The following is a 14930-nucleotide window of genomic DNA, read 5'->3' on the forward strand; positions in this document are numbered from 1 at the left end:
CGGACCCGGCATGCAGCGCCGCCGCCTCATCACGCCCAGCGAACGCAACACGCTCGATCCTTTCGTCGTCGCGACCGGCGATGCGCGGCCGCGCGACCAGCGCGATCTCATGGAACGGCCGTTCTTCTCGCTGGCCAAGGCCAAGCGCGTCGTGCCGATCCTCTACGAGGCCGGCGACGTGCGCGTCGAGGTCCTTGCCGTGCAGGAGCACGGCATGGCGACCATCTGGGACGCCGACGTCCTGATCTGGGCCGCGAGCCAGATCGTCGAAGCCGAGAATCTCGGCCTTCGAACCTCGCGCTTCCTGCGCTTCACCCCTTATCAGCTTCTCACCGCGATCGGCCGCGAGACCGGCGCGCGCGACTACAAGCTCCTCAAGGGCGCACTCTCGCGGCTCCAGTCGACGGTCATCCGCACCAACATCCGCCAGGGCGAGAACTGGCGGCGGCACCAGTTCTCGTGGATCAACGAGTGGGAGGAACTTTCCCGCGCCGACGGCCGCGTCGAGGGCATGGAGTTCGTCCTGCCCGACTGGTTCTACCGGGGCGTCGTCGACCGCTCGCTGGTCCTCACCATCGATCCGGCCTACTTCCGATTGAGCGGCGGCATCGAGCGGTGGCTCTACCGCGTCGCCCGCAAGCACGCCGGACGCCAGCCCGGCGGCTGGCTGTTCGACGTTCCGCACCTCCATGAGAAATCCGGCAGCCTGGTGCGCGTCTCCGACTTCGCGCTCCAGCTCCGCCGCATCGCCCTGCGCCAGCCGCTGCCCGGCTACCGCCTGCGCATCGAGCGGGAGGGCCGCCGCGAACTGCTAAGGATCGTACCGGTCAGCCCGTCAGCGGCCCCTGTGGACAAGGCTGTGGACGCGATCGGGATTTCGCACGCAGCACTATCGGGATTTCGCACGCAGGCGGTATCGGGACTTCGCACGCACGCACCACAGTTAAGTCTCTGGCCCGAAACCACGATTCCCGGCCTTAACTTAGAGTCTAATAGAGAATCTAACATTGTTGGGCGCGCGCGCGATGTGGAAAACCTCATCCGCAGCGCCGCCAGAAGTCTCGATGCCGGCGTCACGAAGACGAAACACGGACATGGGCCGCAGGCTAGTCCGGTTACGTCTTTCCGTAAATCCTCCCTTACGGCCGACGATACTTCAAACGCGCCGACGCCGCCCCGATCCCGAAAGCCGGGAGGGCACACATGATCGTCGCCGTGCTCAACCAGAAGGGCGGCGTCGGCAAGACGACGCTCGCCCTCCATCTCGCCGGCGAATGGGCGCGGCGCGGCCAGCGCGTCACCCTGATCGACGCCGACCCGCAGGGCTCCGCGCTCGACTGGTCGCAGCAGCGCGGGCGGGAGGGCCTGCCACGCGCCTTCGGCGTCGTCGGCCTCGCCCGCGACACGCTGCATCGCGAAGCCCCGGAACTCGCCCGCGACGCCGACCACATCGTCATCGACGGACCGCCTCGTGTCGCCGGACTCATGCGCTCCGCGCTGCTCGCCGCCGACCTCGTGCTGATGCCGGTGCAACCGTCGCCGCTCGACGGCTGGGCCTCGGCGGAGATGCTGGCGCTCCTGACGGAGGCGCGCATCTACCGGCCTCAGCTCGTCGCCCGCTTCGTCCTCAACCGCTGCGCCGCCCGCACGGTGATCGCGCGCGAGACGGCCGAGACGCTGGCCGAGCACGATCCGCCGGTGCTCGCCACGACGATCGGCCAGCGCGTCATCTTCGCCGACGCCGCGCAGACCGGACGGCTTGCCTGCGAGATCGCCGCCGACAGCCTGGCCGCGCGCGAGATCTCGGCGCTGGCGGCCGAGATCGCGCGGCTCGGCGTCGGGAGGACCGCGCCATGACGGTGCTTTCCGAAACCCTCCTGGCCGGCGATTGCCGCGACCTCATGCCGGAACGCGGCCCGTTCGACATGATCCTCGCCGATCCGCCTTACGGCGACACCTCGCTCTCCTGGGACCGCCGCGTCGAAGGCTGGCTTCCGCTCGCGCGGGCCGCCCTCAAGCAGACCGGCTCTTTGTGGGTGTTCGGTTCGCTGCGCAGCTTCATGGTCACGGCGATCCGGTTCGCGGATGCAGGCTTTCGCATCGCGCAGGAGATCGTCTGGGAGAAGCAGAACGGCTCCAGCTTCCATGCCGACCGCTTCAAGCGGGTGCATGAGCTGGCCGTTCAATTCTATCCCGCCGAGACGCCTTGGCGCGACGTCTACAACGATGTCCAGACGACGCCGGACGCGCTGGCGCGCACGGTGCGGCGAAAGAAGCGGCCGCCCCTTACCGGCCAGATCGACGCCGGCCACTATGTCAGCCAGGACGGCGGGCCGCGCCTCATGCGCTCGGTCATCTACGTGCGCAACGCGCATGGCCGCGCCATCCATCCGACCGAGAAGCCGTCCGCGCTTCTCGAAATCCTGATCCGCACGAGCTGCCCTCCTGGCGGCCTGGTCGGCGACTGGTTCGCCGGTTCGGGCGCGGCGGGCGAAGCCTGCCGGCTTTCCGGCCGCCGCTATCTCGGCTGCGAGATCGACGCCGCCATGGCCGAGCGTGCCCGCGCGCGCATCGCCTCCGTGCTGCCATTCGACGCGGGAGCCGCGCCATGACGGTCCGCACGGAAAAGCGCGGCTTCGCCTCCCGGCCCGGCGACGCCGAAGGCTGGATCAAGGCTGGCGAGACGCCGCCCGCGCGCAGTGGCGATGCCGCCGCCTTCACCGCGCGCCTCACCATCGACATCACGCCCGAGCTGCGCGGCCGCATCAAGATCGCCGCCTTCCGGCGCGGCGTCACGGCGTCCGACATGCTCCGCGAGCTGCTCGAACGCGAATTTCCCGACCGCCAAGGAGACATGCCATGACCGGCAATGCGGCCTACCGCTTGCGCGGCCGTCCGCTGCCGAACGGACCGGCGCCCTTCACCACGCTCGTCGAACTCACCTGGATCGAGAAGCGGATCGAGTGCTGGATCAGGTTCGGCCAGGAGAGCTACGAGCAGAAGCTCGACCGCCGCCGCAGGCTCGTCGGCTTCGCGCCCGAGACGATCTTCTGCCTCGTGCGCTGGGCCGCCAACGAGCACGGCACGATCATCTCGCGCGTCGACATCGTGCGCGCCGTCGACCGAGGCGAGCCGTTCCAGACGCTGCCATTCGTGCGGCCCGGCGGCGACATCCTGCTCAAGATCGACGGCTGGCCGAAGGTTGAGCGCGTGCTCCAGATCGTCGACGCGATCGAGGCGCAGGGCATCGATCCCGCCGAGGTTTCGCCCGACCACTGGCGGCACGTCCACAACCGGCTCGCCGCGGGTCACGAACCGCGCGCCTACACCGTCACCCGGCACAAGGCGTTTCTCCTGCGCCGGAGGGCGGAGCCATGACCCGCCTCGGCTACGCCGTCGTGACGTGCCTCGCGGCCACGGGCGCGGTCGCGGCGGCGATCGTCCCGGCGCCGACACGGCTGATCTGGAACGCGACCGCCAGCGCGCCAGTCGGATTCTACACGGTCGAGCCCGCCGTTGCCCTGGAAGTACCGGATCTGGTCGCCGTGCTGCCGCCCGAGCCGCTCGCGAGCTTCATGGTCGCGCGCGGCTATGTCGGTCGCGGCGTGCCGCTCCTCAAGCGCGTGCTCGGCCTGCCGGGGCAAAGGGTCTGCCGCACCGGGCGCACCATCACGGTCGACGCGGTGGAGATGGGCGAGGCGCTGGAGCGCGACCGTATGGGCCGCGACCTGCCCGCCTGGCAGGGCTGCCGGGTGATCGGCGACGGCGAACTCTTCCTCATGAACGACGTCCGCGACAGCCTCGATGGCCGCTACTTCGGCGCGCTTCCCGCCTCGGCGGTCATCGGCCGCGCGATGCCTCTCTACACCGATGACGACGGCGATGGCCGCTTCGTCTGGCGCGCGCCGACGCGGTGACGACGCGCTCCTTTCATCCTCACCGCAACGCACAGGAGACGAAAACCATGGCGCATCTCGGCCACTTCACCCGCACAGAAACCGGCTTCGAAGGGCGCTTCCACGCGCTCGGCATCGACGAGCCGCTCACTTTCGTTCCAGCCGAACCATTGGAGACCGAGAACGCGCCGCAATACCGCATCCTGCTCGGCGATCAGGACGGTCTCGACATTGGCGCGGGCTGGTCGCATGTCGGCGAACGCGCTGGCGAGTTCGTCTCCGTCGACCTCTACAGCCCGCTCTTTGGCGGCATTCTGCGCGCCAATCTCTTCCGCGACCCCGACGACGAGACGGTCTGGGGCCTGCACGTCACTCCCTCGAAGAAGAAGCGGGCGGAGGACTGAATGGTGCCGGTCCAACCTTCCGCCAGCGTCGGACCACCTTCCGCCGCCCGACGCCCAGCACTCCTCCTTCTTCTTTCCGGCCTGATCTTCGCCGCGCCCTCGGCGTTCCCGGCTTACGCGCAGACCGTGCAGCCGGCGCGCAACGCGGCCGCCGATCCGCATGCCGCCCACGTTGCCGAGGCGTCGCGACGCTTCGCCATTCCGCAGGCGTGGATCGTCGCGGTAAAGCGCGCCGAAAGCGCCGGCGACATGCGCGCCGTGTCCCCGGCCGGTGCGATGGGCCTGATGCAGATCATGCCCGCGACCTGGGCCGAGCTGCGCGGTCGCTATGGCCTCGGCCGCGATCCGTTCGCGCCGCGCGACAACATCCTCGCGGGCACGGCCTATCTGCGCGAGATGCTCGACCGCTACGGCAATGTCGCGGCGATGCTGGCGGCCTACAATGCAGGGCCGGCGCGGCTCGACCAGCATCTCGCGACCGGCCGTGCGCTGCCCGCCGAAACCCGCGCCTATGTCGCGGCGATCCTGCCGGCAATCGGCGTGAAAGCCGACCTCCGCGCCGCCGCCATGCTGCGCGGCAAGCGCCGCGGATGGCGGGATGCGCCGCTCTTCGTCGGCGCGCCCGGCGATGCGGCCGCCTCCCTACCGGCGCGCCGTCAGCCTGCCGTCGCGCCGCAGTCCGGCGACCTCTTCATCGCCCGTTCGGGCGCTGGAGGTCCGAGATGACGGCGTTCGCGGTCTCGGTCGGCGTAGCGTGCAACCGGCGAGGATCGGCGGGGTGGCCGGGGAGGCGCAGAACCACAACCGGACGATGGCGAGATAAAAAGGCGCGAGGTGCGCCTGATTCCGGTTGTGGTTTTTCAAGGAGTTACGCGCCGTCTGCGCGATGTGCGCGGTTCTGGCGAACCTCGCGATTTTCCGGCTTTCGCCGTCTTTTCCATGACTTGCCGCGATGTGCGGGGCTCATGTGATGAGCGCCGAGGACGATTTCCGCATCCGCCCTGGCCGCATCCGCTCTTCGAAGGCGGAGCGCGCCAGACCGTTCATCGCTCAGGCGCTCGCTGCCGCGCAGAAGGCCGGCGGGCGCGTCTCGCGCTCCGGCCGGATCACGCCCGGCAACCGCTCGCAGTTCGGGCGCGGCCGGCGCGCCAGCGTGCAGGCGAACCGCGTGCTCACGCGCCGCTCGCGCAACGTGGTGATCAAGACCCGCGTGGTCCGGCACTCGGCGCGCGCCGCTCCGCTCGCCGCCCATCTCAAATATCTCCAGCGTGACGGCGTGACCCGCGACGGCGAGAAGGCCCGCCTGTTCGGCGCCGAGCTGGACGAGGTGGACGCCCGCGACTTCGCCGAGCGCTGCGAGGACGACCGGCACCACTTCCGCTTCATCGTCTCACCCGAAGACGCCGGGCGCATGACCGATCTGAGGGACTTCGCCCGCGATCTCATGAGCCAGATGGAAAAGGACCTCGGCACGAAGCTCGATTGGGTCGGCGTCGATCACTGGAACACCGACAACCCGCACGTCCACATCATCCTGCGCGGCCGCACGGACGACGGGCAGGACCTCGTGATCGCCCGCGACTACATCAAGGAGGGGATGCGAGCACGCGCGCAGGATCTCGTGACGCAGGACCTCGGCCTGCGCAGCGATCTCGAAATCCGCGGCCATCTGGAGCGGCAGGTCGAGGCCGAGCGCTGGACCGATCTCGACCGGCAGCTCGCGCGCGACGGCTATCGCACCGGCGTCATCGACGTCGCGCCGCATCCCGACCGCCAGCCCGACGAATATCTCCCGCTCAAGGTCGGCCGGCTGCGCAAGCTCGAATCCCTCGGCCTCGCCGAAGAGATCGGCCCCGGCCAGTGGACGATCTCGGACAAGGCCGAGCCGACGCTGCGCGAACTCGGAGAGCGCGGCGACATCATCAAGCGCATGCACCGTGCGCTCGCCGAACGCGGCATCGAGCGTGGCACGGCGAGCTATGTGCTCGCGGCCGAGAGCCTTGACGACCCGATCGTCGGCCGGCTGGTCGAGCGCGGCCTGGATGACGAGCTGAAGGGCACAGCCTATGCCGTGGTCGATGGCGTCGACGGCCGCACCCATCACATCAAGTTCCCCGATCTCGACTCGACCGGCGACAGCGCGCCGGGATCGATCGTCGAGCTGCGCAAGTTCGACGACGCGCAGGGGCGCCGCCGCGTCGCTCTCGCCGTCCGCTCCGACCTCGACATCGGCCGGCAGGTCACGGCGACCGGCGCGACCTGGCTCGACCGGCAGAACATTGCCCGCGAGCCGGCGTCGCTCTCGGAGGGCGGCTTCGGCGCGGAGGTGCGCGACGCGCTCGACCGCCGCGCCGAGCGCCTGATCGAGCAGGGCTTTGCCGAGCGGCACGGCCGCAGCGTGATCTTCAACCGCAACCTCCTGCGTACCCTGCGACAGCGCGAGGTCGACGCGCTCGGCGAGCAGATCGCCGCGCAGACGGGGCGCGTGTTCAACCATTCCGCCGGCGGCGAATACGTCGCCGGGACCTATCGCCAGCGTTTCACGCTCGCCTCTGGCCGCTTCGCCATGATCGACGACGGCCTCGGCTTCCAGCTCGTGCCCTGGTCGCCCTCGCTCGAAAAGCAGCTCGCCAGGCACGTCTCCGGCGTCGCGCGCGGGGACGGCGGCGTCGACTGGAGTTTTGGCCGCAAGCGCGGGCTCGGCCTCTGACCATCACACCCTTCCAAGAAAGGACCCCGCAATGTCCGCCACGAAAATCCTCTGGGGCCAGATCCTCACCGTCTTCCTGATCGTCCTCGCGACGACATGGACGGCGACGCAGTGGACCGCGTGGCGGCTCGGGTTTCAGGCGCAGCTCGGCACCCCATGGTTCGAACTCGCCGGATGGCCGGTCTACTATCCGCCGTCCTTCTTCCTGTGGTGGTACTTCTACGACGCTTATGCGCCGTCCGTTTTCATGGAAGGCGGCCTCGTCGCGGCATCAGGCGGCTTCATCGCCATCGCCGTTGCCATCGGCATGTCGGTCTGGCGGGCGCGCGAGAACAAGGAGGTCGAAACCTTCGGCTCGGCGCGATGGGCGCGGCCGGAGGAGATCACCGCCGCGCGTCTTCTCGACCCGGATGGCGTGGTGCTCGGCCGGATGGATCGCTCCTATCTGCGCCATGACGGGCCGGAGCATGTCATGTGTTTCGCCCCGACCCGATCCGGCAAGGGCGTCGGCCTCGTCGTGCCGACCCTGCTGACCTGGCCGGGAAGCTGCGTCGTCCACGACATCAAGGGCGAGAACTGGAGCCTGACCGCCGGCTTCCGTTCGCGGCACGGCCGCGTCCTCCTGTTCGATCCGACCAATGCGCGCTCCTCGGCCTACAATCCTCTGCTCGAGGTGCGAAAGGGCCAGTGGGAGGTCCGCGACGTCCAGAACATCGCCGACATTCTCGTCGACCCGGAGGGCTCGCTGGAGAAGCGGAACCACTGGGAGAAGACCAGCCACGCGCTTCTGGTCGGCGCGATCCTCCATGTCCTCTATGCCGAGAAGGACAAGACGCTCGCCGGTGTCGCCGCCTTTCTCTCCGATCCGAAGCGGACGATCGAAGCCACGCTCGACGCGATGATGCGAACGGCGCATCTGGGCGAGGCCGGGCCGCACCCTGTCGTCGCCAGCGCGGCGCGCGAGCTGCTCAACAAATCCGATAACGAACGCTCGGGTGTGCTCTCCACCGCGATGTCGTTCCTCGGCCTCTACCGCGATCCGGTCGTGGCCGAGGTGACGCGCCGCTGCGACTGGCGGATCGGCGATATCGTCGGCGCTGCGCGCCCGACGACGCTCTATCTCGTGGTCCCGCCTTCCGACATCAACCGGACCAAGCCGCTGATCCGGTTGATCCTCAACCAGATCGGCCGCCGGCTCACCGAGGAGCTGGAGACGAGGGGCGATCGCCATCGTCTGCTCCTCATGCTCGACGAGTTTCCCGCACTCGGCCGGCTGGATTTTTTTGAGAGTGCGTTAGCCTTCATGGCGGGATACGGGCTGAAGAGCTTCCTGATCGCGCAGTCGCTGAACCAGATCGAGAAAGCCTACGGGCCGAACAATTCGATCCTCGACAACTGCCATGTCCGCGTCGCCTTCGCCACGAATGACGAGCGGACGGCCAAGCGTGTCTCCGACGCGCTCGGCACGGCGACCGAGATGCGGGCGATGAAGAATTATGCCGGGCACAGGTTGAGCCCTTGGCTCGGCCACCTGATGGTGTCGCGCTCGGAGACGGCGCGACCGCTGCTCACGCCCGGCGAGATCATGCAGCTTCCGCCCGCCGACGAAATCGTCATGGTGGCGGGCACGCCGCCGATCCGGGCGAAGAAGGCCCGCTACTTCGAGGACCCGCGTTTTCAGGAAAGGGTCCTGCCGCCCCCGGCGCTGGTCTCCGAGAATGTCGAGCCGGACGACTGGAGCAGCCTGCCCCTGCCGCAGCGGCCGGAGGTCGATCTGACCCCGGTCTCCGGCGTTGGCGAGGATGACGACGATCCGACCGAATCCGAGCGGCGGCACCAGCCTGAACTCAGCCGCGTCAAAACCGTCGAGAAAAAGGAGCCGATCGACAACGAGTTCGGCGGCGATCCCGGCGACGACAGCGAGGACGATACCGTTCGCAACAGCCGGATGAACCGGCTTATGCGGCAGGTCGCGCGGCAGGCTTCGCTCGATCCCAATGACGGCATCGACCTGTGAGGCCCGCGATGATCCGAACACCGAAAAAGCAGCGCCTGTCCGTCTATCTCGATCCCGATGTCATGCAGGCGCTCGTTGCCTATTCGGCCCGGCGCGACCAGTCGCGCTCGCTGATCGCCGAAGCCGCGATCGCGTCCTTCCTGTCACCCGACGATGCCGAGCGCCGGGAGGCGGTCGTCGCCAAGCGCCTCGATCAGCTCGACCGCCGCATGACGCGCCTGGAGCGCGATCTCGGCATCGCCGTCGAGACGCTGGCCGTCTTCGTCCGCTTCTGGCTCACGACGACGCCCGCGTTGCCCGAGCCTGCCGCGCAGGCCGCGAAGGCGAAGGCCGGCGAACGCTACGATGCCTTCGTCGCCGTCCTCGGCCAGCGGCTCGTCAAAGGCCCGAAGCTCCGGCAGGAGGTTTCGGAGGACATGGACGCGGCGGGCAAGGACGAGGGCGGCACGCCGTAGGCCGAGGCGAATTATACAGTCCGCAATCTGACCACCGCGCCGCGAAAACAGATAAGTCCAAGCAACTGATTCGGTTTTCGCGCGCGCCCACCGGGATCACCGTCACGAGCGGACTCCGCCGTTTTCCTGTCTTTGCACGCCACCGCACTACTACGACCGATACTTGTTGAATCGGCCCGACTTCGGGCTCTTTTACTCATCCCCGATCCAGGGCTGCGCATGGGGCGTGCCCGCTACCGGACGGGGACGACGTGGCGCGATCCTTCCAACAGACCGAGGCGACGACGCGGGGAGCGCGGATGCTCCGTACCGCGCTCGGACCCGCAATCGCCGGGTTTCTGGAGGACCCCGCGGTTGTCGAGGTAATGCTCAATCCCGATGGGCGGCTCTGGATCGACCGGCTCTCCGAAGGGCTGGCCGATACGGGGGAGCGGCTGTCGGCGGCCGATGGCGAGCGCATCGTGCGGCTCGTCGCGCATCATGTCGGCGCGGAGGTCCATGCCGGAGCGCCGCGCGTCTCGGCCGAGCTGCCCGAGAGCGGCGAGCGGTTCGAGGGCCTTCTTCCTCCCGTGGTCTCCGCGCCCGCCTTCGCGATCAGAAAGCCGGCCGTCGCGGTATTCACCCTCGCCGATTACGTCGCCTCCGGCATCATGTCCGCCGACCAGGCGCAGACGCTACGCATGGCGGTCCAGTCACGCGCCAACATCCTTGTCGCCGGCGGCACGTCGACCGGCAAGACGACGCTGACCAACGCCTTGCTGGCCGAAGTGGCGAAGGGCGCGGATCGCGTGGTCATCATCGAAGACACCCGCGAGCTGCAATGCGCCGCGCCGAACCTCGTCGCCATGCGGACCAAAGAGGGCGTCGTCACCCTCTCCGATCTCGTGCGCTCGTCGCTGCGCCTGCGCCCTGACCGCATTCCCATCGGCGAGGTGCGCGGCGCCGAGGCCCTCGATCTTCTCAAGGCATGGGGCACCGGACATCCCGGCGGCATCGGCACCATCCATGCCGGCACGGCGATCGGCGCGTTGCGCCGCCTCGAACAGCTCATTCAGGAAGCCGTCGTCACCGTCCCGCGCGCCCTGATCGCCGAGACCATCGATCTCGTCGCCGTGCTCGCCGGCCGAGGCTCCGGCCGCCGTCTCGCCCAGCTCGCCCGCGTCGAAGGGCTCACCGCCGACGGCGACTACCACGTCATTCCCGCAACTCAGCCCCCCACAGGAGAACCTTGATGAAGTCGCCCGCTTCCGCCCCGATCACGACCGTTCCGCCGGTTCCGGCCAAGCCGCCCAGGTCCTCCGTGCTGCGGGGAGCATACGACCGGCTCGCCAGTTCGACCGCGCTCGTCACCATCATGATGATGTCGGCCGCGCCGTCCGCCCACGCCTCCGGCTCCTCGATGCCGTGGGAAGCGCCGCTTCAGAAGATCCTCGAATCCGTCGAAGGGCCGGTCGCGAAAATCGTGGCCGTGATCATTATCATCGTGACGGGTCTGACGCTCGCCTTCGGCGATACGGCCGGCGGCTTCCGCCGTCTCATCCAGATCGTCTTCGGCCTGTCGATCGCGTTCGCGGCCAGTTCCTTCTTCCTCTCCTTCTTCTCGTTCGGCGGCGGGGCGCTCATCTGATGGCGGCCGGCTTCGAACAGCTCGACGCCGTGCCGGGGTTCTCGGTTCCCGTCCATCGCGCGCTGACCGAGCACATCCTGCTCGGCGGCGCGCCGCGCTCGATCGCCATCATGAACGGGACGCTCGCCGGCGCCGTCGGCCTTGGCCTGCGGCTCTGGCTGGTCGGGCTCGCGATCTGGATGATCGGCCATCTCACCGCCGTCTGGGCGGCCAAGCGCGATCCGCTCTTCGTGGAGGTCGGGCGCCGACATCTGCGCATCCCCGGCCACCTGTCGGTGTGAGGGCGCGGCCATGATGAACCTTGCCGAATACCGCCGCACCTCCGCCCGCCTCGCTGATTACCTGCCCTGGGCCGCGCTCGTCGGCGCCGGCGTCGTCCTCAACAAGGATGGCTCGTTCCAGCGCACGGCGCGCTTTCGCGGGCCGGATCTGGATTCCGCCGTGGCGGCCGAACTGGTCGCCGTCGCCGCCCGCCTCAACAACGCCTTCCGCCGCCTCGGCTCCGGCTGGGCGATCTTCGTCGAGGCGCAGCGGTCCGAGGCCGCGACCTATCCCGACAGCCGCTTTCCCGATCCCGCCTCATCGTTGGTCGATTCCGAGCGCAAGGCCGATTTCGAGGAAGAGGGCGCGCATTTCGTGTCCAGCTATTTCCTCACCATGCTTTACCTGCCGCCCGCCGAGGAAGCCGCCCGCACGGAAGCGTGGCTCTATGAAGGCCGGGAGCGCTCCGGCGTCGATCCTCATGAGGCGCTGCGCGCCTTCACCGACCGCACCGATCGCATCCTGGCACTGCTCGACGGCTTCATGCCGGAATGCGCATGGCTCGATGACGGCGAGACGCTCACCTACCTGCATTCGACAATTTCGACCAACCGGCACCGCGTCCGCGTGCCGGAGGCACCGATGTACCTCGATGCGCTGCTCGCCGACCAGCCGCTCACCGGCGGGCTGGAGCCGCGCCTGGGCGAGCAACATCTTCGCATCCTCACCATTGTCGGATTTCCGACCGCGACGACGCCCGGCATTCTCGACGAGCTGAACCGGCTCGCCTTCGAATATCGCTGGTCGACGCGCGCGATCCTCCTCGACAAGACCGATGCCATCCGCCTCCTGACCAAGATCAGGCGGCAGTGGTTCGCCAAGCGCAAATCGATCGCCGCGATCCTCAAGGAGGTGATGACCAACGAGCAATCCGTGCTCGTCGACACCGACGCCGCGAACAAGGCGCAGGATGCGGATCTCGCGCTTCAGGAACTCGGCCAGGACTTCGCCGGAGAAGCATACATCACCGCCACCGTGACCGTCTGGGACGGCGACGCCCGCGTGGCCGACGAGAAGCTGCGGCTGGTCGAGAAGGTGATCCAGGGCCGCGATTTCACCTGCATGCCCGAGACCATCAACGCCGTGGATGCCTGGCTCGGCAGCCTGCCCGGCCACGTCTACGGAAATGTCCGGCAGCCGCCGGTCAACACCCTCAACCTTGCCCACATGATGCCGCTCAGCGCCGTGTGGGCGGGGCCGGAACGGGACGAGCATCTCGGCGCGCCCCCGCTGCTGTATGGCAGGACCGAAGGCTCGACCCCGTTCCGGCTTTCAATTCACGTCGGCGATGTCGGCCATACGCTCGTCGTCGGCCCGACCGGCGCAGGCAAGTCCGTGCTGCTCGCGCTCATGGCCTTGCAGTTCCGTCGTTACAAGCGCTCGCAGGTCTTCGCCTTCGATTTCGGGGGCAGCATCCGCGCCTCGGCGCTCGCCATGGGCGGCGACTGGCACGATCTCGGCGGCGACCTGACCGATGGCTCGGAAACCTCGGTTTCCCTCCAGCCGCTCGCCCGCATCCATGAGGTGCCGGAACGCGCCTGGGCGGCCGACTGGATCGTCGCCATCCTGATGCGCGAGGGCGTGCAGATCACACCGGAGGTCAAGGAGCACCTCTGGACCGCGCTGACCTCGCTCGCCTCCGCGCCGGTCGGGGAGCGCACCATCACCGGCCTTGCCGTGCTGCTCCAGTCGAACGACCTGAAACAGGCGCTGCGCCCCTACTGCGTCGGCGGTCCATATGGCCGCCTGCTCGACGCCGAGAGCGAGCATCTCGGCTCGGCGTCCGTACAGGCGTTCGAGATCGAGGGGCTAGTCGGAACCGGCTCCGCCGCGGCGGTGCTGGCTTATCTCTTCCATCGCATCGGCGACCGGCTCGACGGCCGGCCGACGCTCCTGATCATCGACGAAGGCTGGCTGGCGCTCGACGACGACGGCTTTTCCGGCCAGCTCCGCGAATGGCTGAAGACGCTGCGCAAGAAGAACGCCAGCGTGATCTTCGCCACGCAATCGCTGTCCGACATCGATGGCAGCAGCATTGCGCCCGCCATCATCGAAAGCTGCCTGACCCGGTTGCTCCTGCCGAATGAACGCGCGGTCGAGCCCCAGATCACGGCGATCTATCGGCGCTTCGGCCTCAACGACCGCCAGATCGAGCTGATCGCCCGCGCCACGCCGAAGCGCGACTACTACTGCCAGTCGCGGCGCGGCAACCGGATGTTCGAGCTGGGCCTGTCGGAAGTCGGGCTCGCGCTTTGCGCGGCCTCCTCGAAATCCGACCAGACCCTCATCGACCAGATCGTCGCCGAACACGGCCGCGACGGCTTCCTGCCCGCGTGGCTCGCGGCGCGCGACGTCGCATGGGCCGCGGACCTCATCCCCGATCTCGTCAACTTCGACCCCCAGCCCGAACAGGAGAACTGAAACATGACGCCCACCTCGCCTCGCATCTCCGCCGCCCTGCTTGCCGCCACCGTGCTGTCCGTACCGCTCGCCGTCGCTCCGGTCCTGACCACCCCGGCACACGCCTGGAAGATCGTCTACGATCCGACCAATTACGCCCAGAACGTCCTTCAGGCCGCCCGCGCGCTGGAGCAGATCACCAACCAGATCACGTCGCTCCAGAACGAGGCGCAGATGCTCATCAACCAGGCGAAGAACCTGGCGAGCCTGCCGTTCTCCTCGCTCCAGCAGCTCCAGCAGTCCGTGCAGCGCACGCAGCAGCTCCTGAGCCAGGCGCAGAACATCGCATTCGACGTCGGCCAGATCGATCAGGCGTTCAAGACGCAATACGGCAACGCCTCGCTGACCGCCTCGGACGCCAAGCTGATCGAGGACGCGAAGACCCGCTGGCAGAACACCGTCGGCGGTCTGCAGGACGCCATGCGCGTCCAGGCCACCGTTGTCGGCAACATCGACACCAACCGTACCCAGATGTCGGCGCTGGTCGGGCAGAGCCAGGGCGCGACCGGCGCACTTCAGGCAACCCAGGCCGGCAACCAGCTCCTCGCCCTTCAGGCGCAGCAGCTCGCCGACCTGACCGCCGTGATCGCCGCGAACGGCCGGGCGCAGGCGCTCACCGACGCCGAGCGTTCAGCGGCCGCCGAGCAGGGACGCGAGCAGCGCCGCCGCTTCCTCACGCCCGGCTCCGGCTACCAGCCGGGAAACGCCAAGATGTTCAACGGCAACTGAGACGCAGGAAGGGGGACGACCATGGACGGCAAGATGCTGGCCCGGCTGGGCGCCGTCGTCTTCGTGGCTGTCGCGATCACAGCGACGGCCATCGAGCTGACCCGCAAGGACGAGGTAAATGTCCCGGAGCCGGCGCGGGCCGTCGAGCGCTCGATCGATGCGCTTCGCGTCGAACAGCGACGGTGCCAGCAGCTTGGCGAGGCCGCCGGCAAGGATGCCGGATGCCTGCGCGTCTGGGCCGAGACCCGCGATCGCTTTCTCGGCCGCACGCCGCAGCCGGTCGCGCCCGCGGCGAATGACGCACGGTGAGC

17 protein-coding genes are annotated in these 14930 nt (G+C 68.5%); all 17 read left to right on the top strand.

Translation table 11 applies throughout. The features are described from left to right. Positions 1 to 10 precede the first annotated feature (10 nt). The 17 genes from EGT36_RS24170 (at position 11) to trbK-alt (ending at position 14928) form a co-directional block, all read left to right on the top strand. Positions 11 to 1207 carry a replication initiator protein A gene (locus tag EGT36_RS24170; RefSeq protein WP_003500090.1) on the top strand — a complete coding sequence of 399 codons (1197 nt, stop codon included), beginning with the start codon at positions 11 to 13 and terminating at the stop codon, positions 1205 to 1207. Further along, the gene (gene parA, locus EGT36_RS24175; protein ID WP_003500091.1) at positions 1204 to 1857 is read left to right on the top strand and encodes a ParA family partition ATPase; all 654 of its coding nucleotides are present in this window, start codon (positions 1204 to 1206) and stop codon (positions 1855 to 1857) included. The genes EGT36_RS24170 and parA overlap by 4 nt, the downstream gene beginning before the upstream one ends. Beyond that, the gene (locus EGT36_RS24180; RefSeq protein WP_003500092.1) at positions 1854 to 2612 is read left to right on the top strand and encodes a DNA-methyltransferase; all 759 of its coding nucleotides are present in this window, start codon (positions 1854 to 1856) and stop codon (positions 2610 to 2612) included. Before parA ends, EGT36_RS24180 begins: the two co-directional genes overlap by 4 nt. Then, positions 2609 to 2863 (top strand): ribbon-helix-helix protein, encoded by a 255-nt coding sequence (locus EGT36_RS24185; protein ID WP_003500093.1) that lies wholly within the window; start codon positions 2609 to 2611, stop codon positions 2861 to 2863. Before EGT36_RS24180 ends, EGT36_RS24185 begins: the two co-directional genes overlap by 4 nt. Continuing rightward, positions 2860 to 3378 (top strand): DUF2840 domain-containing protein, encoded by a 519-nt coding sequence (locus EGT36_RS24190; RefSeq protein ID WP_003500094.1) that lies wholly within the window; start codon positions 2860 to 2862, stop codon positions 3376 to 3378. Before EGT36_RS24185 ends, EGT36_RS24190 begins: the two co-directional genes overlap by 4 nt. Next, a complete protein-coding gene (locus EGT36_RS24195) occupies positions 3375 to 3917 on the top strand; it encodes a S26 family signal peptidase (RefSeq protein ID WP_003500095.1) in 543 nt (180 codons plus the stop codon). Before EGT36_RS24190 ends, EGT36_RS24195 begins: the two co-directional genes overlap by 4 nt. 47 nt (positions 3918 to 3964) lie before the next feature. Then, on the top strand, positions 3965 to 4300 hold the full coding sequence (locus EGT36_RS24200; RefSeq protein WP_024899640.1) for a DUF736 domain-containing protein: 336 nt from the start codon (positions 3965 to 3967) through the stop codon (positions 4298 to 4300). Next, the gene (locus EGT36_RS24205; protein ID WP_003500099.1) at positions 4301 to 5026 is read left to right on the top strand and encodes a lytic transglycosylase domain-containing protein; all 726 of its coding nucleotides are present in this window, start codon (positions 4301 to 4303) and stop codon (positions 5024 to 5026) included. It abuts the gene before it with no gap. Between the two features lie 244 nt (positions 5027 to 5270). Further along, the gene (locus EGT36_RS24210) at positions 5271 to 7010 is read left to right on the top strand and encodes a relaxase/mobilization nuclease domain-containing protein (protein WP_024899641.1); all 1740 of its coding nucleotides are present in this window, start codon (positions 5271 to 5273) and stop codon (positions 7008 to 7010) included. 31 nt (positions 7011 to 7041) lie between these two features. Next, the gene (locus EGT36_RS24215; RefSeq protein ID WP_003500103.1) at positions 7042 to 9027 is read left to right on the top strand and encodes a conjugal transfer protein TraG; all 1986 of its coding nucleotides are present in this window, start codon (positions 7042 to 7044) and stop codon (positions 9025 to 9027) included. An 8-nt stretch (positions 9028 to 9035) separates the two neighbouring features. Next, on the top strand, positions 9036 to 9482 hold the full coding sequence (locus EGT36_RS24220) for a hypothetical protein (protein WP_003500104.1): 447 nt from the start codon (positions 9036 to 9038) through the stop codon (positions 9480 to 9482). A gap of 299 nt (positions 9483 to 9781) precedes the next feature. Then, on the top strand, positions 9782 to 10714 hold the full coding sequence (trbB, locus tag EGT36_RS24225; protein WP_003500105.1) for a P-type conjugative transfer ATPase TrbB: 933 nt from the start codon (positions 9782 to 9784) through the stop codon (positions 10712 to 10714). Between the two features lie 122 nt (positions 10715 to 10836). Further along, the gene (locus EGT36_RS24230; protein WP_234825348.1) at positions 10837 to 11109 is read left to right on the top strand and encodes a TrbC/VirB2 family type IV secretion system protein; all 273 of its coding nucleotides are present in this window, start codon (positions 10837 to 10839) and stop codon (positions 11107 to 11109) included. Further along, positions 11109 to 11390, top strand: a complete 282-nt coding sequence (locus EGT36_RS24235) for a VirB3 family type IV secretion system protein (protein WP_003500121.1) — start codon at positions 11109 to 11111, stop codon at positions 11388 to 11390. Before EGT36_RS24230 ends, EGT36_RS24235 begins: the two co-directional genes overlap by 1 nt. Positions 11391 to 11400: 10 nt before the next feature. Further along, on the top strand, positions 11401 to 13851 hold the full coding sequence (trbE, locus tag EGT36_RS24240) for a conjugal transfer protein TrbE (RefSeq protein ID WP_003500123.1): 2451 nt from the start codon (positions 11401 to 11403) through the stop codon (positions 13849 to 13851). A gap of 3 nt (positions 13852 to 13854) precedes the next feature. Further along, positions 13855 to 14619 carry a P-type conjugative transfer protein TrbJ gene (trbJ, locus tag EGT36_RS24245; protein ID WP_003500125.1) on the top strand — a complete coding sequence of 255 codons (765 nt, stop codon included), beginning with the start codon at positions 13855 to 13857 and terminating at the stop codon, positions 14617 to 14619. A gap of 21 nt (positions 14620 to 14640) precedes the next feature. Next, positions 14641 to 14928: a putative entry exclusion protein TrbK-alt gene (gene trbK-alt, locus EGT36_RS24250; RefSeq protein ID WP_003500127.1), complete on the top strand. Its 288-nt coding sequence runs from the start codon at positions 14641 to 14643 to the stop codon at positions 14926 to 14928. Positions 14929 to 14930: the final 2 nt, after the last annotated feature.

This window comes from Agrobacterium sp. FDAARGOS_525 (assembly GCF_003938925.1).
GTDB lineage: Bacteria > Pseudomonadota > Alphaproteobacteria > Rhizobiales > Rhizobiaceae > Agrobacterium > Agrobacterium pusense.